Genomic DNA, 22,256 nt, shown 5'->3' on the forward strand with positions numbered 1-22,256 from the left:
TTGACCTAATGACCGATGAAGGTCCGCATTTGTTTATCGCCAAGCCCGACGTGATCGGCTAAGAGGCGGAACAAATGCCGGGACGAGGAGACAAGACAATGGACAACACCACCAGCCGATCCTCCGCAGGTGCCAAGGGCATGCCCGATGCCGCGGCGAAGTACCGGCCCTATCCGCAAGTAAGCATTCCCGACCGCACCTGGCCGACCAAGACAATCACCAAGGCGCCTGTCTGGTGCTCGGTGGACCTGCGCGACGGCAACCAGGCGCTCGTCGATCCGATGGGCCATGACCGCAAGGCGCGCATGTTCCATCTGCTGCTGGAGATGGGTTTCAAGGAAATCGAGATCGGTTTCCCGTCGGCCTCGCAGACCGATTTCGATTTCGCTCGCTGGTGCGTCGAGGAGGGCAATGTTCCGGCAGACGTCTCGCTGCAGGTGCTGGTGCAGTGCCGGCCTGAACTCATCACCCGCACCTTCGAAGCGCTGGAAGGGGCAAACCGGCCGATCGTTCATTTCTATAACTCGACCAGCGAGTTGCAGCGTCGCGTCGTCTTCGCCAAGGATGTCCAGGGCATCAAGCAGATCGCCGTCGATGCCGCCAAGATGATTACCGACATGGCCGCCAAGGCCGGCGGCGGCTACCGGTTCGAATATTCTCCAGAAAGCTTCACCGGCACTGAGCTCGAGGTGGCACTGGAGATCTGCAATGCGGTCATCGCGGTCGTGAAGCCGACGCCCGACAACAAGCTGATCATCAACCTGCCGTCGACCGTCGAGATGGCGACGCCGAACGTCTATGCCGACCAGATCGAATGGATGTGCCGCAATCTCGACAACCGCGAGAACCTGATCGTTTCGCTGCATCCGCACAACGACCGCGGCACCGGCATCGCCGCCGCCGAGCTGGCCTTGCTGGCGGGCGCCGACCGCGTCGAAGGTACGCTGTTCGGCAATGGCGAGCGCACCGGTAATGTCGATGTGGTGACGATGGCGTTGAACATGTTCACGCAGGGCGTCGATCCCGGCATCGACTGCTCGAACATCGAGCGCATCAAGGAGGTTTTCGAATATTCGAACCAGATGGCGATCAGCGAGCGTCACCCTTACGTCGGTGAGCTGGTCTATACGGCCTTCTCCGGGTCGCACCAGGATGCGATCAACAAGGGCATGAAGGCAGCGCAGGTGGCCAACCATCCCGTCTGGGAAGTGCCTTATCTGCCGATCGATCCGCGCGATGTCGGCCGCTCCTACGAGGCGATCATCCGCATCAACTCGCAGTCCGGCAAGGGTGGCATCGCCTATATCCTGCAGCAGGATTATGGGCTCAACCTGCCGCGCAACCTGCAGGTCGAATTCCGCGAGGACATTCAGCGCATCACCGACGTCGAGGGCAAGGAGCTTCCCTCGAAGCGCATCTACGATCGCTTCATCGAGCGATACGTGACCCAACCCGAAGCGCGTCTCAAATTCGTCGACCATCACACCTATCCCGATACTGAGCGCAGGGGTCAGCGGATCGTCGCGGCCGAGATATCGGACAATGGCGAGATCAAGCGGATCGAAGGCCGCGGTAATGGTCCGATCGACGGCTTCATCAATGCATTGTCGCATTATCTCGGCATCGAAATGTCGGTCGAGGACTACTCCGAGCACTCGCTGCAGCACGGCTCGAACGCGGCGGCGATCTCTTACGTCGAGACGTCCTATCCCGGCGGCAAGCTGTTCGGCGCCGGCATCAATACCAATATCGTCGCGGCCTCGCTGGAGGCGATCGTCTCGGCGGCCAACCGGGTACTCGACGTGAAGGCCGGCAAGGCCTGATCCGATAGGCTTCAGGCCGCGATCGCTTCGGTGCGGCGCGGCCTGATGAGGAGATTGGCTTCCTTGAGTCTTCGCTGAGCGCTACCGAAACGCAATGAAAGGCGCGCTCTGATGCTAATGGTCGATTTCGCCATAGGTTCGCAGCTCCGCTGGCGGTAATCATTCGACACATGCGATAGCCGCCGTCAGATCGCCGTGGCGATCTCCATCGCCAGCTGGCCGAGGGCTGCCTCGGAGGAGGGGCCGGCGAGCACGTAGGAAGTGCCGGCATTGTGCCAGGTCACCAGGCCGATCTCATCTTTGATCGTTTCCTTGAAGTCGTCGGTTTCCGGTGGCTGCGCATCCTTGCGGAAGCAGATGGAGATGATGTCGCCGTCGGTGTTGGAATAGACGAGCTGACCGACGGGACGGCTGTCGCCGAGGATGACGCGGGCGCCCTGGAAGGTCCAGGCCTTGGCGCTGAGATCCGGCACGCGGAAGGGCACGCCGATGGCCGTCGTCAGCCAGCTGGAGATTTCCTCTGCCTGCGAGGCGGGCACTTCGACGAGATGACGGGGCTGGCGGATCAGCAGGCGCTGATAAGCGGTGACGTCGCCCAGCCAGTCGCTGGTATTGGCCGGCGCAGAGGCTGAGGTCGTGGTTGCGAATTCGTCTGCGTCCGGGGCGGTGCCGGCAAAGTAGCCGATGCCGCAGCCTAGGACGAAGAGGATGAGGGCGGCAGCGAGTGCTTGTGGGCCGCTCGGTGCCAGCTTTACCTGCGGGCGCGTGGCGCGCTGAGAGATCGGCGTTTTCGGCGGCTGCGTGCTCTTGATCGAGCGGACGAGGGCGAGCGGCACCGGCTCCTTCAGCACGTCGTCGAGGCGGCGGCGGCCGAAATCGGCGCCGTGGCGCAATTTTTCATGCAGCCGGCGCGCATTCTCGTCATTTGCCAGGCGCTGCTCCAGCTCGTGGCGCTGTTCGGGCGAGACTTCGCCATCGAGGAGGGCGGTGAGCTGGGCTTCGAGCGACAATTTCCTGAGATCGAGCAATTCAGTACCTGTGGATCGGGTGGGTGCCGGCAAGGGCTGCGAAATGCAGCCTTGCAGTGGCGAGCTGAGAGGCGACGGTCGCCGCCGGAATGCCCATGATGTCGGCCGCCTGCTGGTAGCTGTGGCCTTCGACGTCGACCAGCAGGAAGATCGAGGAAACGCCGTCCGGCATGTCGGCGATCATGCGATGGATGGCGTCGGGATCAATCGAGGCTGAGCGCTCGCGCGCGGCCTCGCGAATATCAGTGACATTGCCGCGGGCCGACGCCCTCGGCTTGCGCTTGCGGCTGTCGTCGGCCCATTGCTGGCGGGCTAGCGTGTACATCCAGCTTTCCAGCCGGCCTTCGCCGCTCCACTGATGCCCCTTGGAGATAGCCCGCTGACAAACGGCCTGGATCAGTTCGTCGGCCGCAGTCGCCTCGCCCGCGAGCGTGATCGCGAAGCGGCGAAGGCGCGGCAGAAGGCCGACGAGATCACGGCGGAGGTCGATGGTCGTTGCGGGCTGACGCATTGTCTATCCAGGAGCACTCACAGTAGTTTCGCGGACGACGCTTAAGCGATCGGACGCGAATCCGGCCTTCTTGTCGCCGGTCATGCATGCGCTTTATGGAACAACTCTCCTCCACTTCGCAAGCATCCGGTCGTTTCCAGTCCCCTTTCCCAGGGAATTTTCGTAATCTAGCCTGCAAAGCTTGCGTCAATATGTCCTGTAGCCGTTCAAGCTTTGCAGCAGAGCGCGATAGGCCCAGGTGCCTTCGCCGCCGCGATCGCGGATTTCGACGAGCTGGACGCGGGCGCCCTGGATGTCTCCCTGTTCCACCAGCGCCATGCCCATGTAGGAGCGGGCGAGGATGTAGTTCTCATCGGCCTGCAGCGCCTTGCGGTAATAGGACATGCCGAGTTCCATGCGGCCGGCTTTCCGGTTGGAGTAGCCGAGATAGTTCAGGATGCGCGGGTCGTTTTGATTGCGGGCGAGGTTGAGCACGGTGATGGCGTTCTCATACTGGCCGGCATAGGCAAATTCGCGGGCAAAATTGTAGAGGTCGTCGTCGTTGAAGCTGCTCTTCTTCGGGGTGACGCATTCCTTTTTGGCCTTGTCCCAGACCTTGCCGCCGGTGCAGGTCTTGGTCGTCTCGGTCTTCGGCGGCGGGTTGGTGTCGTCGTTGCCGCCGCCGACCGCGAAAGCGGCCGTGGCGATGCCGAAGGCAAGGCCTGTAGCAAGCGAAATTCTGCCAAGAAGATGGAAGGAGAAGGTCATGGGCGGGCTCCATTCTGAGGCGATGCGTTGCGCGGATTGTACGCTTACCGCCGAAAATACCAAGAGGATAAGAAACCTCTATGGCAAATGTTGCGACGATGATCGGACGTGTTCGCAGATCGATTCAAGCGCGCAGTGAACGGAGTCCGATCCGTCGCTAAGCCCCGAAAATATCAACGCTTTCCGGAATCACCGCGTCGCCGGCCCGGTTCAGGCTGAAGCGCTCGCCGCTCAGCTCCCAGGCACCGGGAGAGCCATCGATGGAGAAGAGATTGTAGGCTGCGGCCGGCTTGATGCTGCCCGGTCCCTGCGAGGCCGATGCGATGCCGACGACGGGCACCGGCTGCACCTGGCCGCGCAGCCAGTGCAGCGTGTTCAGGTGTGTGTGGCCATGCAATACAAGTTCGGCGCCGCCCGTCGAAATCACGGCGGCGAAGCGGCGGATGCCGATCATCCGCTTGTAGAAGGTCGTGGCCCCGCGGATCGGCGGATGATGGATCATGACGACACGGAAGAGGCCGGCTTCGCCGGCCGCGCGCAGCATGTTGACGGTATCGCGCGCCTGGCGCGCGCCGAAGAAGCCGGAGGCGGCGAAGGGAGGGGTGGCGACAGCCGTCGAGCAGCCGACGATCGCGACTTTGCCGCGGACGCGCAGATAGGGGAAGATGTGCCGGTCCTCCTGCCATTGCGGTGGGGCGAGATCGCCACGGACATAGTCGTACCAGGCCCGCATTGATTTCTCATAGGCGCCCGGCACATAGGCGTCGTGATTGCCGGGAACGACCGAGGTGTGGGCGGGATCGCCGAGCTCGCGCAGCCAGGCGGCGGCGGCGCGGATTTCGATGCCGCTCGCCAGATTGACAAGGTCGCCGGTGACGGCCAGATGATCGGCCTGATGGGCGCGGATGTCATCGAGCAGCAGATCGAGCGTGCTGCCGAAAAGGTGCTTGCGCCGATTTCGATGCCAGTTCACAAAGCCCGTTATGCGTTTGGAAAACAGCTCCTGGATGGAAAGACGGGGCAACGGCCCAAGATGGACGTCGGAAATATGCGCGAGCTTGAACATGCTACGAGACATAGACCAGCTTATTGACAAATCAAACACATCCGGCGCGATGAAGAGCTGAAACGGAGCGATGGTGGATAAAGAAAAGCGGCCCCTTCATATCAGGACGGCCCTGCGCCTTCTGCATGTCTATTTCTCTTTCGCCCGGGGCATGACAATGGGTGTCAGAGCCGCCTGCTTCGATGCACAGGGGCGGATTTTTCTAGTCCGCCACAGCTATGTCGGCGGCTGGCATATGCCGGGCGGCGGGCTGGAACGCAACGAGACTGTCGAGGAAGCGCTAGCCAAGGAGTTGCGCGAGGAGGGCAACCTCAGGATCATCGGCAAGCCGCAGCTGATCCAGGTCTATTTCAACACGACAACCACGCGGCGCGACCATGTCGTGTTCTACCGGGTCACCGTCGAGCAGACGGCACCGCGGCCGCCGGATTGGGAGATTTCCGACAGCGGCTTCTTTTCCCTCGACAGCCTGCCCGAGGGTACGACCGAGGCGACATATCGCCGCCTTGCCGAACTTCGCGGCGAGCAGCAGCCCGACCATCGTTGGTGACAGGGCTCAGGCCGCGTAAGGCTTTGCACGACCATGCGGGCTGTCGAGGTCGAGCGTCGGGCCGACGGGAACGATGCCGGTCGGGTTGATCGTCTTGTGGCTGCGGTAATAGTGCTGCTTGATGTGATCGAGGTTTACCGTCTCGGCGACGCCTGCCGTCTGGTAGAGATCTCTGAGGTAGCCAGGCAGGTTCCGGTAGTCGGCGATCCGGCGAATGTTGCACTTGAAATGGCCGACATAGACGGGGTCGAAACGCACCAGCGTCGTGAACAGGCGCCAGTCGGCCTCGGTCTGCCGGTCGCCGAAGAGGTAGCGGCTCTTGCCGAGGCGCTCGTCGAGCCTGTCGAGTGTTTCGAACAGCTTGGTGACATTCTCCGCGTAGGCTTCCTGGGCGGTGGCAAAGCCCGCTTTGTAGACGCCATTGTTGACGGTGTCGTAGACGATAGCGTTCAGCGCATCGATGTCGGCGCGCAGATCTTCGGGATAGAAATCGGCCTTTGACCCGGTCAACCCGTCGAAGGCGCTGTTGAACATGCGGATGATCTCGGCGGATTCGTTGTTGACGATTGTGCCTGACTTCTTGTCCCAGAGGACGGGCACCGTCACGCGGCCGGAATAGTGTGGATTCGCCTTGACATAGATCTGCCAGAGTGTCGCCGCGCCGAAGAGATGATCGCCGGTCGCGCCGTCGCCGATCTTGAACTCCCAGCCGTTCTCGACCATCAGCGGATCGACAACGGAAACCGAAATCAGCTCCTCCAGCTTCTTCAGCTTGCGGAAGATCAGCGTGCGGTGCGCCCAGGGACAGGCAAGCGAGACGTAGAGATGGTAACGGCCGGGCTCGGCCTTGAAGCCGCCGCTGCCGGTGGGACCGGCCTTGCCGTCTGCCGTCACCCAATTGCGGAACTGCGAGGGCTGCCGTTTGAATTGGCCATTGCTCTCCTTCGTGTCGTACCAGGCTTCGTGCCAGACGCCGTCCACCAGCATTCCCATGATCTTCATTTCCTCGATTGCGTGTCGGAGCGGAAGTTAGCTGAGATAGCGGGGCTTTGCAGGCGGTAAAGGTTGAACACTGTGTCACGTCGTTCGGACAGCATCATTAAGAGCGCTGCAGGCTCCTTTGAGCGTTTGGAAAGAGGCGCGGCGCCATGGTGTGCATTTTGCGTTGGACGGCGGAAATTTTTCCTGCTATCGGCGTTTCCACGATTTTAGGATCCCTGCGTGATGTTCATTTCCAGAAACCCGCGACGACGCTGATGCTCCCGAACGCCGAAGGCGTGTTCGAGACCCATCAATCTGTCCATCCGGTTTCTGTCATCATGTACAAGCACGATCTCGTCTATCTCACCGAAGACGCGTCCCACGACGCCGCCATCGAACATATCAACGAAGAAGCCTTCGGTCCGGGCCGCTTCACGCGTGCGGCCGCACGCATTCGCGAGCAGGGACCGCATGACCTGTCGCTCTCCTTCATCTGCGCCGACGACGGCGAAACGATCGCCTCGGTGCGGATGACGCCGGTTCTGGCCGGCACAGTGAAAGGTCATCTTCTCGGCCCGCTTGCCGTGCGTCCCTCGCACAAGAATATGGGCATCGGCCGGGAACTGGTGCGGATCGCGGTGGAAGCGGCGCGGCGCAAGGGTTCGGAAGCCGTCATCCTTGTCGGCGATCCGCCCTATTACGGCCCGCTCGGTTTCGAGAAGGTCGCCTATAACGCGCTGACCTTCCCGGGCCCCGTCGATCCCGCCCGTGTGCTCGTCGTTCCGATCGCCGAGGGTGTGCATGAGCGGCTGAAGGGCGTCATCGCCTGGCACGGAGATTTATAATCTTTTCCTGAGAAAGCTGCGTGTGCGGCCTTGCGGAAAATCCTCGAGTTCCCCGAAGACTTCATAACCTTGGCGCAGATAGGCGCTGAGAGCCTGCGGGCTGAACGTGTCGATCCAGGCGCCGCCGCACCCCCGGGCTCTCGCCTCTTCCTCCGCTTCTGCGAGGAGCTTGCCGGCGAGACCGGCGCCGCGCAGCGTCTCGGGGATATAGAGCATCTGGGTGAAGAGCCAGCCCCAGGCGGTAAAGCCGGACAGGCCGCCGGTCACCTTGCCGTCGGTATCGCGGATGAGGATGGCAAGCGGCCGACGATCCGCGGGACCGACATCGCCGGTGTTGAAGGCCGAGAGCGCATCGGTGATCGCCGCAAGTTCCTCCGGCGAGGGCGCGCCGGTGAGCTCGAATCCCCGCATGCGACTACCGCCCCTCGCGCCACCACATGGTCCCGAAGGCGAGCAGCAAAATGCCGACGCCAGCAAAACCGGCAAAGAGCGGCAGCGTGTTGATGCCCTTCAAGACTGTTTCGCTGGTCATGCGGATCATCATGCGGTCATTGTCGGAGACGCGGACCTGGGCGCGCACGGGCAATATCGGCGGCACGGTGATCGCGCCCTTTTCACTGGCGACGCGAGTCACGAGACCTTTGCTCCTGTCGATGACAGGTTTCAGCACATTTGTCGTCGAGATCATGGCCTTGAATTCCGGCGCGTCGACGGCGCCGATATGGACAAGGGTCGACAATTTGCCGTTGCGGATTTCGAAGAGGCCGATCTCGTCCATCCGCTTCTCCGCCTTGTAGAGGCCGGGTTCGGATTGGGTCAGCGGCAAGGTTTCGGTCTTGCCGGAGGGATAGCGTACGGTGGCATTCCCCGGATTGTCGCCGATCGTCTGGCGGGTGATTTCAAGGGTCCGGCCGGAAGCGCGCGCCGTCAGCGCTTCTTCCTCGAGCGCCGGCTCCTTCATCAGCCAATGGGCGATGCGGCGATAGAGCGAGACATTCGGACCGCCGCCTTCGAAACCGCGAGCCCAGAGCCAGCCCTGATCGGAGAGCAGCATGGCGACGCGGCCCTGGCCGGCGCGGTTCAGCACCAATAGCGGATGGTTGTCGGCGCCCAGCATGATCGTCTCGCCCTGCGGCCGCTCGACGTCGACGCTGCGGAACCAGCGCCCCCAATGCGGCGGATCCTCGCTCGAGCCGTCCAGACCGCGCGTGACGGGATGCTTGCGGCCTTCCTCGGACAGGCGAGGGTAGAAGGCCTTCTCGATCATCCGGCCTGTCGGCTCGGCCGGCAGCACGGAGGCAAGCGGCGTCATCGCGATCGATTCCGGGCTTGCATGTTCCGGACCGGCGGCGATCAGCAGGGCTCCGCCGTTCTCCACATATTGGGCGATGTTGTCGTAATAGAGCATCGGCAGCACATTCGCCCGGTCCTGATAACGGTCGAAGATGATCAGGTCGAAATCCTTGATCTTGTCGATGAAGAGTTCGCGTGTCGGGAAAGCGATCAGCGACAGCTCGTTGATCGGCGTGCCATCCTGCTTTTCCGGCGGACGCAGAATGGTGAAATGGACGAGATCGACCGAGGCGTCGGATTTCAACAGGTTTCGCCAGGCGCGTTCGCCGGCATGCGGCTCGCCGGAGACAAGCAGGACGCGCAGATTCTGGCGGATGCCGTCGATGACGTGGACGGCGCGGTTATTGGCAGTGGTGACTTCGCCGGGAAGTGCCGCGACCGAGAATTCGAGCACGTTGCTGCCGCCCCCCGGCACCTTGAAGGAGAAAGGCGTATCCTGGCCGGGTGTCGCTTGCAGGGTGGCGATTTCATCACCGTTGATCTTCACCGTGACGTCGGCGGTGCCGCCGGGGCTCGGGCCGTCGTCGAAGACGCGCAGGACGACCTGCTGCTCCTCATTGACGATGCCGAAGCGCGGCCCCTTGATGACTTCGATGCGGCGATCGAATTCGTTGGCCTTGCCGGTGATGAGGCCGTGGATCGGCGCGTCGAAACCGAGGGCCTGATTGGCGGCCGGAACATCGTGGACTTCGCCGTCGGTCAGCATGATGGCGCCGCCGATGCGGGACGGCGGAACATCGGCAATGTTGGCCGACAGGGCGTCGAACAGGCGCGTCGACGGCACGTCGGAATTGACGTCGCCTTCGACATCGATGAAGCGAGGCTCTATCTGCGGAAAGCGGGCGAGCTGGGACTTCAGGGCCGCCAGCGCATCGTCGGTCATCTTGGCCCGGTCGGGCGTCTGCTGGCTCTGGCTCCGGTCGACGAGAACGGGGACGATCGTCGACAGCGGATCCCGATCCTCCTGCAGCAGCACGGGATTGGCGAGCGCCGTCAGCAGGGCGAGTGCCGCCAGCGTCCTGATCCAGGCGCCGCGGATGCCACGCCAAATCGCGAAGGCGGCGATGACCGCGCCGATGGCGGCAAGTGCCGCCAGAACCGGCCAGGGCAGAAAAGGCGAAAAGTCGAAGGTCATCTCATTGTCCTAACCGTTCAAGGAGGTCGGGAACATGAACCTGGTCGGTCTTGTAGTTGCCGGTCAGCATATACATCATGATATTGACGCCGGAACGATAGGCATATTCGCGCTGCCCTTCGTCGGAGGGCACGGTCGGCAGCATCGGCACGCCGTTGTCGTCGACCGCCCAGGCGCCGGCGAAATCATTGCCGGTGATCAGGATCGGCGAAACCCCGTCGGCAGTCGCCGCCGATTTTTCGGTTGTTTCGCGGCCGCCGCCCTGCCGGGCCTCGATCCAGAGGGGGCTGCCGGCATAACGGCCCGGAAAGCTCTGCAGGAGGTAGAAGGATTTCGTCAGCACGTGATCTGATGGTACCGGCTCGAGCGGCGGAATGTCGAGATTGGCAAGGATCTCCTGCAGCCTCTGACCGTTGGCGCTGACATTGCCGCCATTGTCCAAGGCGCTGATCTGATCGCGCGTATCGAAAAGCACTGTGCCGCCGTTGCGCATATAGGCGTCGATGCGGCTGATCGCCGCCGTCGACGGCATCGGGGCCGTTGCCGAAACCGGCCAGTAGATGATCGGATAGAAGGCGAGTTCGTCCGTGGTTAGGTCAAGGCCGACGGGCGGCGCCGGCTCCAGCGTCGTGCGGAAGGTCAGGAACTGGGTGAGGCCCTCGAGACCGCGTTCGGATATATTGTCCACCTCCTGTTCGCCGGTGACGACATAGGCGAGGTGGGTGTTGTCAAGCCGCTGCAGGATCAGGTCGTCGCCGGGCTGAGAATCGTTGGCGTGCAGCGTACCGGGCGGCAGCAGGAAGGCGGCGGCGAGCGCTATCGCGATCACGCTCATGGTGCGGGCAGCCGGGCGCATGCGCGAGAAGGCGCCGTTCATGAAGAGGACGATCAGGCTGTCGGCCAGCAGCAGCAGAAAGGCGGCAAGAAAGAGCGCGGGTTTTGCCGACCAGCTTTCGCCGCCGATCAAGCCTTCGCGCACAGCCGTCGCCCCTGCCGTGTCGAGCGGCTTCAGTTCGGCGCCCTCCGGCAGCACGTTCAGAGAGGTGAAACCATCTTCCGAACCATAAAGCCCGGGCGGATTGTCGAAATTCGCCGTCGGCTCCGTTCCGGCCTTTGGAGTGAGCGGCCGCGCCGAACCCGTCTCGGAGATGAGAGCGCCCTTGGCCGTCAGCATGCGGAATGGCGGCAGCGTCTCGGCCACACGCGCATTGCCGCGGGCCTCCGACGTCACACCGCCCGAGCGCGATATTTGCAGAAGATGACGCAGCATGTCGACAAAAGTGCCCGAAATCGGCAGATCCGACCAAGTCGCTTCGGCGGTGACGTGAAACAGAACGATCTGGCCGGATGCCAGCGGCTTCATCGTCACGAGCGGCGTGCCGTCGGCAAGGCTCGCCCAGGTGCGCTCGGCAAGATCGGGTGTCGGTTCGGCAAGCACCTGCCGCTTGACGACGACGTCGGAAGGACGCGCTATGCCCGAGAAAGGCCCGAAATTCGGAAATTCGGCCAGCGACTGCGGTTCGCTCCAGGACAATGTGCCGCCCAGCGCTCGTTCTCCCTGGCGCAGAATGACGGGGATGAGAGGGTCGTCGGCAGGTGCTGCCGCCATGCGCGGGCCGGCGAAGCGCAAGAGCATGCCGCCATTCGATATCCAGCGCGTCAGGGGTTCGTAGGTGTCCTCCGGGAGCCGGCCGATATCGGCCATGATAATGATCGAGGGATTGCTGGCGAGAAGTTTCGGTATGGCAACCGAAAGATCGGAATCGCCGGGCTGGATTAGATCCGCATAGGGCTGCAGCGCCCGCTGAATATAATAGAGCGGCGACAGCAGCGGCTGGAACTCGTCCCCGCCTGCTCCCGACAGCAACACCACGCGGCGGCGCTTGAATGCGTCGTCGAGAAGATGGACCGCGCCTGCTGTCGCGCCGTTGTCGACGCTGATGCGCGCGAAATCGTTGCGCATCTCGAAGGGGGCAGTGATCGAACTCGTCGCGACGCTTTGGCCGGGACGGAAGTCCACCCGACCGTTGGCGATCGAGCGGCCCTGGCTGTCGACGGCGTTCAGCGCTACGGATGCGGCATGCGCAGCGTTGAGTCGCGTGACTTTGACGGTCATGGCATCAGCGGCGTTGTTGGCCGCGGTGATCGCAATCGTCCGCGCGGCATCGCCCTCGATCAGGCGCAGATCAGCGGGCTGGAAATCAGCCAGCTGACGGACCGTTGCGTCGTCGGCTTCGGCGGCGGCGCCGTCGGTCAGAAAGGCGAGGGTTCCGGGCTTGATGCCGTTCAAGGCGGAGCGCAGCGCCTGGAAGGCGCGCTTGCGGTCCGGCGCCAGCGGCCGCGGCTCGGCGGCGCGCAGCTTGTCGCGGGCGGCCGCGGCGATGCCGGGCACGGCGTCGTTGGCCGGATCAGCAGTGAAGGCGATCGACACCGGCATGCCGGCGGATTCGGCATCGTCGATCAGCGCGTCGGCCGTCTGGACGCGCCGCTCCCAGTCGGGTGCCGCGGCCCAGCTATTGTCGACGAAGAGGACGAGCGGGCCGCCCGATGCGAGCGAACTGGTGCGCGGATTGAAGACCGGATCGGCGATTGCGAAGATGATGGTGGCGGCGAGCAGCATGCGCAGCAGCGTCAGCCACCAGGGGCTCTGGGCCGGCGTCTCTTCGCGCTTCAGCACCGATGCGAGAATCTTCAGCGGTGGAAAGATCTCGCTCTTCGGATGTGGCGGCGTCAGCCTGAGCAGCCACCAGATCACGGGCAGGGCGATGAGGGCGCCGAGAATGGCGGGATAGGCGAAAGCGAAGGGAAGAGCGTTCACAGCTGCCCCCCATGCGTAGCCTTGGCCGGCATGCCGGACAGATACATGTGCACCGCGACCAGCGCTTCGGAGGCGAGGTGATCGGTGCGATGGCTCGTGAAGGTCCAGCCGAGATGGCGCAGCGACTGGCCGAGGCTCTCCCTGCGGGCGAGGTAGGCGTTGCGATAGGCCTCGCGGATATGTTCGGTGCGGCCGGAGATCAGCCTCGCTCCGGTCTCAGGATCGGTGAATTGGGTGCGGCCGCTATAGGGGAAGATTTCCTCGGCGGGGTCGGATATCTCGACCACGTGGCCGCGTAGGCCGCGGCGGGCAAGCGGGCCGAGCCGTTCCATGATCGCCGGCGCGTCGTCGAGGAAATCGCCGATGAGGACGAGGTCGCTCCAGCCGCGGATCATCCCCGTTTCCGGCAGGCCGCCGGCCACCGGCGCGTGCATCAGCGCGGAGGCGAGGCGTTCTGCTGCCGTGCGAGTGGAGGCGGGTTCCATGATGCCGGGGCAGCCGATGCGTTCGCCGGAGCGAGAAAGGATTTCGGCCAGCGCCAGCATGACGACCAGCGCCCGGCTTTCCTTGGAGGCGCTGCCATAACTCGACTTGTACATCATCGAAGGCGACAGGTCGCACCAGAGCCAGATCGTATGCGCTGCCTCCCATTCGCGCTCGCGCACATACGTATGGTCGTCGCGGGCAGAACGGCGCCAATCGATGCGCGACAGGCTCTCACCCTCGGCATAGGGACGGAACTGCCAGAAATTCTCGCCGATACCGCGCTTGCGGCGGCCGTGCCAGCCGGCGATCACCGTGTTGGCGATGCGCTTGGCCTCCACCAGGCAGTCCGGCATCAGGGCGGCCCGCTGTCTGGCGCGGGAAAGGGCATCGCTGCCTGACGTCGGGTTGACGATCTGTCCGATAGATGCCACGCGTCCGGCTTCCTTATCCCTTTGCCTGCTTCACCAGTCCGGCGATGACGTCGCGCACCGACATGCCTTCGGCGCGGGCGGCGAAAGTCAGCGCCATGCGGTGCTGGAGAATGGGTTCGGCAAGCGCGAAGATATCGTCGAGAGACGGAGCGAGGCGGCCCTCGTAGAGCGCGCGGGCACGAGCGCAGAGCATCATCGCTTGGCCGGCGCGAGGGCCTGGACCCCAGGCGACATTCTTGTCGGTCGACGCGTTGCCCTGTCCGGGGCGGGCGGAGCGGACTAGCGAAAGGATGGCGTCGACGACCGTCTCGCTCACCGGCATCTGGCGCACCAGGGTCTGGATTTCGATCAGCCGCTGCGCATCGATGATCGCCGCCGGCCGGGTTTCGCCGAGGCCCGTCGTCTCGAGCAGGATCTGGCGTTCGGCGGCGAGCTCGGGATAGTTGACGTCGACCTGCAGCAGGAAACGGTCGAGCTGGGCTTCGGGCAGCGGATAGGTGCCTTCCTGCTCCAGCGGGTTCTGGGTGGCGAGCACATGGAAGGGCGCCGGCAGGTCATAGCGCTGGCCGGCAATCGTGATATGATATTCCTGCATCGCTTGCAGGAGCGCCGACTGGGTGCGCGGCGAGGCGCGGTTGATTTCGTCGGCCATCAGAAGCTGGGCGAAGACCGGGCCCTTGACGAAACGGAAGGAGCGGCGGCCGCTGTCGTCCTGGTCCATCACTTCTGAGCCGAGAATATCCGAAGGCATCAGGTCGGGGGTGAACTGAATGCGGTTGGCGGCAAGGCCGAGCACTTCGCCGAGCGTCGTCACCAGCCTGGTCTTGGCAAGGCCGGGGACGCCGACGAGCAGGGCGTGACCGCCGGAGAGCACGGCGAGAATGGTGTTCTCGACGACGCTTTCCTGACCGAAGATCACCTTCGAGACTTCTGTGCGAATGGCGGCGATATCGGAGAGCGCCTTCTCGGCGGCGGCGACGATCGCCTTTTCATCGAGGCTGGCTTCGGTCTTCATCATACCCATGGGCATCTCCAACGGCTGAAATCATTCGGCAGCGAATCGGCGGACTTATACATCTGCCTCATACTCGATAGAGTTATGGAGATGCGACGGGCTGACAAGTTCGTTACGAATGACTATCTCGTGACTTCACTTCGTTAAGGACAAACCGGGACGGAAGAATGGCAGCCGAGGAAATCAGCGGACAGGCGGATGCAGCGGGACTTGCCGCGCTGATTTCACGCGCGTCCGAGGAAAACAGCGGTAAAAAACGTGGACTTCCGCCGGTCGAGCGGTGGAATCCGCCGTTCTGCGGCGATATCGACATGGAGATCAGGGCCGACGGCACGTGGTTCTACATGGGCACGCCGATTGGCCGGCCGGCGCTGGTGCGGCTGTTTTCGACGGTTTTGCGCAAGGATGAGGATGAGAAGACCTATCTCGTAACTCCTGTGGAAAAGGTCGGCATCAGGGTCGCCGACGCTCCTTTCATCGCCGTGGAGATGAGCGTGACGGAGCGGGAGGGCCGCCAAGTGCTGACGTTCCGCACCAATGTCGGCGATGTCGTGGAAGCGGGAGGAGAACATCGGCTGCGCTTTGCCATTGCGGGCGGCAATGCCGAACTGAAACCCTATCTGCATGTGCGCGGGCGGCTGGAGGCGCTGGTGTCGCGTGCAGTGATGTATGAACTGGTGGCACTCGGAGAGACCGTCGACGTGGAGGGGCAGGCGATGTTTGCTATCCGCTCCGCCGGCGAGGTCTTTCCTGTCATGCCGGCCGACGAACTGGATATGCTTTCCCGATGAATGATGCGATCACCCAACGACATCCGCTGTTCTCCGCAGCTGAATTCCGCCGCCGTGCGCTCAATCAGAATGGCGGGCCTGTGGATCATGCCTGGCGTGATCACGGCGACCATGTCCTCAATCCCGACATCGTGGCTGAAGTGGCGACTTTCAAGCTGCGCGATGCCGCGGTGCTCGTGCCCGTCATCGACGACGGCGAGGAAGCGCGGGTGATCTTCACCAAGCGCACGACGACGCTGCGCAAGCATTCCGGCCAGATCGCCTTTCCCGGCGGATCCATCGATCCGGCCGATATCTCGCCCGAAATGGCGGCAATCCGCGAGACGGAGGAGGAGATCGGGCTTGCCGGCTCCTTCGTCGAGACGGTCGGCAGGCTGCCGAATTATCTCGCCTCGACCGGTTTCCGCATCACGCCCGTGCTCGGCGTCGTCAAGCGTGGTTTTGCCTTGCGGCCGAACCCGGCCGAGGTGGACGACGTGTTCGAAGTGCCGCTCTCTTTCCTGATGAACCCTGCCAATCACCGGCGCGACAGGCGCGTCATCGATGGCCTCGACCGGCATTTCTACCGTGTGCCCTATGAAACCAGGATGATCTGGGGCATCACCGCCGGCATCGTCCGCACGCTCTATGAAAGGCTTTATGCATGACAGGCCTTGCCGACCAAGCATGGTTCCGCGATCCGGCGCTCGGCCGGATCCTTGCGCTTCTCAATGCCGGTGGTGGGGCCGGTGGTGGGTCCGACGGCGGGGAAGGGCGGGTGGTCGGCGGCGCAGTGCGCAACAGCCTGATGGGCTTGCCGGTCAGCGATATCGATATCGCCACGACGCTGACGCCCGAGATCGTGATCGAACGAGCGGCGGCGGCCGGAATCAAGGCGGTGCCGACCGGCCTGCAGCACGGCACGGTGACGCTCGTCATCGACGGCAAGCCTTTCGAGGTGACGACGCTTCGCACCGACGTCGAGACCGATGGGCGTCATGCCAAAGTGGCCTTCAGCACTGACTGGAAGGCCGATGCCGAACGGCGGGACCTGACGATCAACGCGCTCTATGCCGATGCGAGAGGCGAGGTGGTGGATCTCGTCGGCGGGCTTGCCGACATCGAGGCGCGCAACATCCGTTTCATCGGCGATGCGGCAACGCGTATTGCCGAGGACCATCTGCGCATTCTGCGCTTCTTCCGTTTCTTTGCCTATTACGGTTCCGGGCGTCCGGATGCCGAAGGGCTGAAGGCCTGTGCGGCGGCGCGTTCGAAACTGAAGACGCTGTCGGCCGAACGTGTGTGGTCGGAGCTCAGAAAACTGCTTGGTGCCGCCGATCCCGGCCGGGCGCTGCTCTGGATGCGGCAGGTGGCGGTGCTGACGGAAATCCTGCCGGAGACCGAACGATGGGGGATCGACGCGATCCCCGCGCTGGTTGCCACGGAAAAGGCGCTCGGCTGGGCGCCCGACCCATTGCTGCGCCTTGCAGCGATCGTGCCGCCCGATGCGGCGCGGCTGGAGGCGCTTGCGGCCCGGCTGAAGCTCTCGAATGCGGAAGCGGCCACTCTCAAGGCCTGGGCGATGGCGGCACCGATCGACGACGAGATTACGTCGGCCGCCTTCGAGCGGCTGCTTTACCGCAACGGCGCGGACGGCATCACGACGCGCCTGAAGCTGGCGCTTGGCGTCGCACGCGGGAGGGCCGAGGGCGATCTTAGCGAGATGGCGCGCTCGGCGCGGCTCGGAAAGCTCCTGGATCGGGCCATGACGTGGAAGAAGCCGCAGTTTCCCGTGAATGGTGCAGACGTGATCGCGGCGGGCATCCCATCCGGCCCGCGTGTCGGCGAACTGCTTGGCAGCCTGGAAAATCAATGGGTGGAGGAAAACTTCGCTTCCGATCGGGCAGTGCTGCTCGCGCGGCTGCAGGAACGAGTACGATAGTTGATACTGCGTCGCGTCCGGTGACGCGGCGCTGTTATCGTCATTGGGGCGCCAGGACTCGGCCACCGGCCGTCAGGCGGCGGTCGCTTCGTCGCGGATGCGGGCCTTGATGTTATCAACCATGTTTTCGCGTATGGTGGTTTCGCCGTGAGCGGATTTCAGATGCTCGACGGCGCGGCGGACCACTTCTGCGTCACTATCCGCCCGGGTGTGCCAGGCGCAGCCGGGAACAAGCGTGCCGCATTCGAAAAGTCGCATGGTCTTCTCCTCTGTCTGAACACAACGGCCGTCGCGTTTGCACGCGATTGATGAAATGTACGGAGGACGGGAAGGTTCCGGCCGGCATCGAGTGACGACCGGAGAAGGTCTTTCAGTCGGGCATCGCCCAGGCTTTGTAGGTATCCGAGAGATGGCCGGGCGTGTTGCTGTTGGCTGCGTCGTTCTGCAGCTCTTCCGGCGACTTTCCGCCGGCCAGCTGTAGCTTGACCTGCTCGATGAAGCAGCACAGCGGCAGATCCGAGCCGCTCTTGGCCCGCAGTTTCTCGGCGATGCGTATCAGGAACTCGGGCGTGTCGATGGCACGGAATGTTTCCTGGACATCCGTGGACGCAGGCGAGCCGCTTTGTGTCGTCATGACAATCCTCCTCCGATTGTTACGCACGTACATATAAAGTTAGGACTCACTGAGCTTTTATGAAGGTCCCTCGGTTCGAATTTATCGATGAGATCTCATAGTCTCACGGCCAGCGTACGACGGGTGGCAGCGAGGAGAGAATGGACTCGACGTTGCCGCCGGTCTTCAGGCCGAAGATCGTGCCGCGATCATACAGCAGATTGAATTCGACGTATCGGCCGCGACGGATCAATTGTTCGTCACGATCGGCTTCCGTCCACAGCTTGTTGAAGTTGGAACGGACGATCTTCGGGTAAACCATGGCGAAGGCCCGGCCGACATCGCGGGTGAAGGCGAAATCGGCGTTCCAGCCGCCCGAGTCCTCGCTCGAATGCAACCAGTCGTAGAAGATGCCGCCGATGCCGCGAGGCTCGTTGCGGTGCTTCAGGAAAAAATAGTCGTCGCACCAGGCCTTGTAGGCATCGTAGTCGGCGACGGCATGATTGCGGCAGGCAATCTCCATGGCCTTGTGGAAGAGTTGGCTGTCCTCGTCCTCCTGCGTGCGGCGGCGCGACAGCACTGGCGTCAAGTCGGCGCCGCCGCCGAACCAGCGGCTGGTCGTCACCACCATGCGGGTGTTCATATGCACCGCCGGGACGTTGGGATTGACGGGATGGGCGATCAGCGAGATGCCTGAGGCCCAGAACCGCGGATCGTCCTTGGCGCCGGGTATCTGCGCCCGGAATTCCGGGGAGAATTCGCCGTATACCGTGGAAGTATGGACGCCGACCTTCTCGAAGACACGGCCTTCCATCATCGACATCCGGCCGCCGCCGCCGGCCCCGTTTTCGCGCGACCAATCCTTGGCGACGAAGCGGCCGGGCTCCTGATCGGAGAGCGGGCCTTCCAACCCGTCTTCAAGAGCCTCGAAGGAGGCGCAGATCGTATCGCGCAGCCCTTCGAACCACGTGCGGGCGGCCTCCTTCTTCTCCTCGATATCGTCAGGCAAGCCGATCGGCAGTTCCGGTCTTTCCATGTCACGCCTCCAGCGGTCGGTATCCGCAAGGGAAACGACTCGCTCATTCTTGATTGCACCTCCGGTTTAGCAGGTGGCGCCGCATCTCGCCAAGCCGACAGGCGCGGGCATGTGCAGCCAAGATTCGACTCGCAAATCCGCGATTTCGATACTACCTTTCCTTTGCAGAGGTAGGTTTAATGGCGAAAATTCCAGGACCTCCGTCCTTTGACGGCCTGAAGCGCAGAATGGCAAAACACCGGGCGGAAAATCCGACCCGCAAAGACCATTTCGTGCGTCAGACATATTGCCTCGGCTTGATCGACGCCCGCGCCAAGGCGCGCGAATGGTTCGACGAATATCCGAAAGCGGCCTATTGGACCGAAGTGGAGAGCTGGCGCCAGCTCGACGGCGATCGGATCGAATTCACCATGCGCCGCCTGCCTTCGGCAGACTAACCGTCATTCTGCGACGGCTCGCACGCGACTTTCGATCAGCAGGCCGCTCTCATCCATAATGGGATATGCCACGGAGACGATGTGGGCATTGATCCTCTTCAGATCGCGCAGCATGTCGAGATGCAAAGAGCTCGTTTGCAGGCTGTCGGCACGGCCGTCGCGCAGGCGTTCGAGATGATGTTCAGCTGACTGCTTCTCCATCCGGCGCACCTCGACTTTCGTCTCCATCATCTGGCGCGCGAGGTTGAAGTCGCGGGTGACGAAGATGGTCTGGGCGACGCGCAGATTGTCGATCGTCAGGTCGAATAGTGTTCTGAGTTCCCGATGACCATCCTCGGAAAATCTGAGGCCCAGCGAGATCTTCTTCGCCACCTGCTCCGAGAGCCCCTTCTCGATGATGTCGCCCATATGTTCGAGATTGATCGCATAATCGATGACGACGATGGAGCGGCGGGCGTTTTCGTCACTGAGGCCTTCACGGCCAAGTTTCGACAGATAGACCTTCACTGCCTGCTGCAACGTATCGACGCGTTCTTCGAGGGCTGCGATTTCGGCAAGCTTGGAGGCATTGTTCTGCTCGAAGGCTTCCGAAACCCGCATCAGCATGCGCTCGATCAGGTCGCCGATCCCCAACACTTCACGCGTGGCGCTGGCAAGAGCGATAACGGGTGCCGAAAGCTCCTGCGGATCCAGATATTTCGGCGCGGTGTCGGGCTCGGGCTGATCCGGCACCAGCCGGGCCATCAGGCTGGCGAGCGGCCGGGAGAAAGGCCACGCCAGCGCGGCAAGCAGAAGATTGAAGGCCAGATGAGCGTCGACCGGCAGCTTGGCCGGGCCGAAGGGCAGCATCTGGATGAGTTCGGCACCGTAGCCCGCAAGGGGCAGGGCGATGAGGCAGCCGAGCGTGCGGACGGCGAGATTGCCAAGCGTTACGCGCCGGGCCGAAACCGGACCGCCCAAGGTTGCTATGACGGGCGGTATGGCGCCGCCGAGATTGGCGCCGAGCACGAGAACGATGACAAGTTCGGGCGAGATGAGGCCAGCGGAAGCGAGCGACAGAATCAGAACGACCACCGCCAGGCTCGACGAGGAAAGGAAGGCAAGGGCCGCCGAAAAGAGCAGTGCTACGGGCAGGGCGCCGTTCAGCAGGCCGATGAATGCGGCAAGGGCGGGAGACGTCCGCATCGGCTCCGTTGCGAGGCCAAGGAGATGCAGCGACAACAGCATCAGCCCAATGCCGACCAGCGCTGCGCCACCGCCCTGGCGGGCGCTGGAGCGGCCGCGGTAGAGCACAATGCCGGTCAGGATCAGAAGCGGAGAGAGCCACTCTATGCCGGTTGCGACGATCCACGCGGTGATCGCAGTGCCGACATTGGCGCCAAGCAGGACGATCTGCGCCATGCGCGGCTTGATCAGGTCACGTTCGACGAAGGAGGCGGTCATCAATGCCGTCGCCGTCGAGCTCTGCAGCGCGACGGTGGCAATAAGGCCCGACAGGAAGGACCGAAGGCTGCCGCGCGTTCCGGTCGCAAGTCCTGTTCTGAGCCGGGCGCCGAAGGCTCTGGATACGCCGTCCTTCACCTGCGCAAGGCCGAACAGCAGCAAAGCGACGGCGCCGAACAGGTTGATCATGATGACCGTGGAATCCATTTTTTGTTTTTATTCTTCCTTTATCTGTCGGCGCGACTCAAGCCTGCGAGACGCCTCTCCAAGCTATTGAAATCGCAGCCGCCATGCGATTTTTTTGATTGCCCGGCTAATAAATATAGACTGATCCGGCGGATTGGCAATGTCGATTTCTGACACATCCGGGGCTTTGCCCGTTTCGTTGCGGCCGCTGCCGCTCAAGCCCAGACGGTCTGGCGCATCGCTTCGCCGACGATCATCGCGGCCGAGACGGCGACGTTGATCGAGCGCTGGCCTTCGACCATCGGGATCAGGATGCGGGCGTCGGCCCTTTCATGCACGTGGTCCGGAACGCCGGCGCTTTCCCGGCCGAGAAGCAGGATGTCGTCCGGACGGAAGGTGAAATCGGTGTAGCGATCGGCTGCCTTGGTCGAAGCGAGGATGAGGCGGCGGCCGGTCGTGGCGCGCCATGCTTCGAAACGATCCCAACTGACATGGCGGGTCAGCGCGGCGGCAGCGATATAATCCATTCCCGATCGTTTCAGGTTGCGATCGGAAACGTCGAAGCCGGCCGGCTCGATCAGATCGACCGCGAAACCGAGGCAGGCGGCAAGACGCAGGATCGTGCCGGTATTGCCTGCTATATCCGGTTGGTAGAGTGCCAATCTGAAGTCGGTCATCATGCGCCGTTTGTTTCGTCGGGATGCGAGATACCTAAAGCAACCGGCATTTCGCCGCAACGAGGCGCATTTTGGCCCCGAAACGGTCAATTTCCGCCGTCATGGGGCTGGAAATTTCGCGATTTTCGCGTTATCCATGCACGTCTTCAATCGCCAGCAGGGAGGGCCGACATGAATATCTTGCTCATTGTGCGCTTTCCCGCCGTGATGCCGATCAAGGCGACATGGCGCCGCTAGCGCGCATTTCTTCCTGAAATCCCCTTTTGATCCATTGTGCGGCTGTTTCAGCCTCGCCCCTTGAACGGTCGGTTCCCATATGTGCTTGCAGTGCGCTCAGATGGCGCGAAGCCGGGAGCCGAGACG

The 22,256-nt window shown here is 62.9% G+C and carries 22 protein-coding genes; 7 read left to right on the forward strand and 15 right to left on the reverse strand.

The window, feature by feature from the left end:
• Positions 1 to 98 precede the first annotated feature (98 nt).
• Positions 99 to 1,823 (forward strand): 2-isopropylmalate synthase, encoded by a 1,725-nt coding sequence (gene leuA, locus EFD56_RS17095; RefSeq protein ID WP_004671563.1) that lies wholly within the window; start codon positions 99 to 101, stop codon positions 1,821 to 1,823.
• A gap of 185 nt (positions 1,824 to 2,008) precedes the next feature.
• Here leuA and EFD56_RS17100 read toward each other — a convergent pair whose 3' ends face one another.
• From EFD56_RS17100 to EFD56_RS17115, 4 genes are all read right to left on the reverse strand, one after another.
• Positions 2,009 to 2,851, reverse strand: coding sequence for an anti-sigma factor family protein (locus EFD56_RS17100; protein WP_037140570.1), 843 nt, complete (start codon positions 2,849 to 2,851; stop codon positions 2,009 to 2,011).
• A gap of 1 nt (position 2,852) precedes the next feature.
• Positions 2,853 to 3,362: an RNA polymerase sigma factor gene (locus EFD56_RS17105; RefSeq protein ID WP_004671559.1), complete on the reverse strand. Its 510-nt coding sequence runs from the start codon at positions 3,360 to 3,362 to the stop codon at positions 2,853 to 2,855.
• A 186-nt stretch (positions 3,363 to 3,548) separates the two neighbouring features.
• On the reverse strand, positions 3,549 to 4,109 hold the full coding sequence (locus tag EFD56_RS17110; RefSeq protein WP_085742976.1) for a tetratricopeptide repeat protein: 561 nt from the start codon (positions 4,107 to 4,109) through the stop codon (positions 3,549 to 3,551).
• Positions 4,110 to 4,266: 157 nt separating this feature from the next.
• On the reverse strand, positions 4,267 to 5,175 hold the full coding sequence (locus EFD56_RS17115) for a metallophosphoesterase family protein (protein ID WP_037113980.1): 909 nt from the start codon (positions 5,173 to 5,175) through the stop codon (positions 4,267 to 4,269).
• Positions 5,176 to 5,245: 70 nt separating this feature from the next.
• On the opposite strand from EFD56_RS17115, the gene EFD56_RS17120 reads away from it, so the two are divergent.
• On the forward strand, positions 5,246 to 5,725 hold the full coding sequence (locus tag EFD56_RS17120) for an NUDIX domain-containing protein (protein ID WP_010005628.1): 480 nt from the start codon (positions 5,246 to 5,248) through the stop codon (positions 5,723 to 5,725).
• Between the two features lie 6 nt (positions 5,726 to 5,731).
• On the opposite strand, the gene EFD56_RS17125 is transcribed toward EFD56_RS17120, so the two are convergent.
• Positions 5,732 to 6,718 carry a glutathione S-transferase family protein gene (locus EFD56_RS17125; protein ID WP_085743678.1) on the reverse strand — a complete coding sequence of 329 codons (987 nt, stop codon included), beginning with the start codon at positions 6,716 to 6,718 and terminating at the stop codon, positions 5,732 to 5,734.
• 263 nt (positions 6,719 to 6,981) lie between these two features.
• On the opposite strand from EFD56_RS17125, the gene EFD56_RS17130 reads away from it, so the two are divergent.
• The gene (locus tag EFD56_RS17130; RefSeq protein ID WP_080515677.1) at positions 6,982 to 7,551 is read left to right on the forward strand and encodes a GNAT family N-acetyltransferase; all 570 of its coding nucleotides are present in this window, start codon (positions 6,982 to 6,984) and stop codon (positions 7,549 to 7,551) included.
• Here the strand turns inward: EFD56_RS17130 and EFD56_RS17135 are convergent.
• The 5 genes from EFD56_RS17135 to EFD56_RS17155 are packed head-to-tail and all read right to left on the reverse strand — an operon-like array spanning position 7,546 to position 14,798.
• Complete coding sequence (locus tag EFD56_RS17135) at positions 7,546 to 7,962, reverse strand: GNAT family N-acetyltransferase (protein WP_004671546.1); 417 nt, start codon at positions 7,960 to 7,962, stop codon at positions 7,546 to 7,548. The two genes, EFD56_RS17130 and EFD56_RS17135, sit on opposite strands and share 6 nt — an antisense overlap.
• Before the next feature lie 4 nt (positions 7,963 to 7,966).
• Positions 7,967 to 10,039: a hypothetical protein gene (locus EFD56_RS17140; RefSeq protein WP_010005902.1), complete on the reverse strand. Its 2,073-nt coding sequence runs from the start codon at positions 10,037 to 10,039 to the stop codon at positions 7,967 to 7,969.
• Between the two features lies 1 nt (position 10,040).
• Positions 10,041 to 12,857: a DUF4159 domain-containing protein gene (locus tag EFD56_RS17145; RefSeq protein ID WP_085742975.1), complete on the reverse strand. Its 2,817-nt coding sequence runs from the start codon at positions 12,855 to 12,857 to the stop codon at positions 10,041 to 10,043.
• Positions 12,854 to 13,774 (reverse strand): DUF58 domain-containing protein, encoded by a 921-nt coding sequence (locus EFD56_RS17150; RefSeq protein ID WP_085742974.1) that lies wholly within the window; start codon positions 13,772 to 13,774, stop codon positions 12,854 to 12,856. The genes EFD56_RS17145 and EFD56_RS17150 overlap by 4 nt, the downstream gene beginning before the upstream one ends.
• Positions 13,775 to 13,787: 13 nt before the next feature.
• Entirely contained in the window at positions 13,788 to 14,798 is a 1,011-nt protein-coding gene (locus EFD56_RS17155) for an AAA family ATPase (protein ID WP_004680086.1), read from the reverse strand.
• A 158-nt stretch (positions 14,799 to 14,956) separates the two neighbouring features.
• On the opposite strand from EFD56_RS17155, the gene EFD56_RS17160 reads away from it, so the two are divergent.
• The 3 genes from EFD56_RS17160 to EFD56_RS17170 are packed head-to-tail and all read left to right on the forward strand — an operon-like array spanning position 14,957 to position 17,501.
• Complete coding sequence (locus EFD56_RS17160) at positions 14,957 to 15,580, forward strand: DUF1285 domain-containing protein (protein ID WP_085742973.1); 624 nt, start codon at positions 14,957 to 14,959, stop codon at positions 15,578 to 15,580.
• Positions 15,577 to 16,227, forward strand: coding sequence for a CoA pyrophosphatase (locus EFD56_RS17165; RefSeq protein WP_085742972.1), 651 nt, complete (start codon positions 15,577 to 15,579; stop codon positions 16,225 to 16,227). Before EFD56_RS17160 ends, EFD56_RS17165 begins: the two co-directional genes overlap by 4 nt.
• A complete protein-coding gene (locus tag EFD56_RS17170; RefSeq protein WP_126905880.1) occupies positions 16,224 to 17,501 on the forward strand; it encodes a CCA tRNA nucleotidyltransferase in 1,278 nt (425 codons plus the stop codon). Before EFD56_RS17165 ends, EFD56_RS17170 begins: the two co-directional genes overlap by 4 nt.
• 72 nt (positions 17,502 to 17,573) lie before the next feature.
• On the opposite strand, the gene EFD56_RS17175 is transcribed toward EFD56_RS17170, so the two are convergent.
• The 3 genes from EFD56_RS17175 to hemF all read right to left on the reverse strand — a co-directional run bounded on the left by EFD56_RS17175 (position 17,574) and on the right by hemF (position 19,150).
• Positions 17,574 to 17,759, reverse strand: a complete 186-nt coding sequence (locus EFD56_RS17175; RefSeq protein ID WP_126905881.1) for a DUF1059 domain-containing protein — start codon at positions 17,757 to 17,759, stop codon at positions 17,574 to 17,576.
• Between the two features lie 112 nt (positions 17,760 to 17,871).
• Positions 17,872 to 18,135: a hypothetical protein gene (locus EFD56_RS17180; RefSeq protein WP_004680097.1), complete on the reverse strand. Its 264-nt coding sequence runs from the start codon at positions 18,133 to 18,135 to the stop codon at positions 17,872 to 17,874.
• Between the two features lie 103 nt (positions 18,136 to 18,238).
• Positions 18,239 to 19,150 carry an oxygen-dependent coproporphyrinogen oxidase gene (gene hemF / locus EFD56_RS17185; protein WP_037140553.1) on the reverse strand — a complete coding sequence of 304 codons (912 nt, stop codon included), beginning with the start codon at positions 19,148 to 19,150 and terminating at the stop codon, positions 18,239 to 18,241.
• Between the two features lie 179 nt (positions 19,151 to 19,329).
• Between hemF and EFD56_RS17190 the strand changes: the two genes are divergently transcribed.
• On the forward strand, positions 19,330 to 19,587 hold the full coding sequence (locus EFD56_RS17190) for a hypothetical protein (protein WP_004680100.1): 258 nt from the start codon (positions 19,330 to 19,332) through the stop codon (positions 19,585 to 19,587).
• A 3-nt stretch (positions 19,588 to 19,590) separates the two neighbouring features.
• On the opposite strand, the gene EFD56_RS17195 is transcribed toward EFD56_RS17190, so the two are convergent.
• Together EFD56_RS17195 and EFD56_RS17200 are read right to left on the reverse strand one after the other, a co-directional pair.
• Entirely contained in the window at positions 19,591 to 21,237 is a 1,647-nt protein-coding gene (locus EFD56_RS17195) for a Na/Pi cotransporter family protein (RefSeq protein ID WP_085742970.1), read from the reverse strand.
• Between the two features lie 194 nt (positions 21,238 to 21,431).
• Entirely contained in the window at positions 21,432 to 21,893 is a 462-nt protein-coding gene (locus EFD56_RS17200; RefSeq protein WP_012484670.1) for a tRNA (cytidine(34)-2'-O)-methyltransferase, read from the reverse strand.
• Positions 21,894 to 22,256: the final 363 nt, after the last annotated feature.

Origin of the sequence: Rhizobium phaseoli, from assembly GCF_003985125.1 — a bacterium.
In the GTDB taxonomy this organism is placed as follows: Bacteria; Pseudomonadota; Alphaproteobacteria; order Rhizobiales; family Rhizobiaceae; genus Rhizobium; species Rhizobium phaseoli.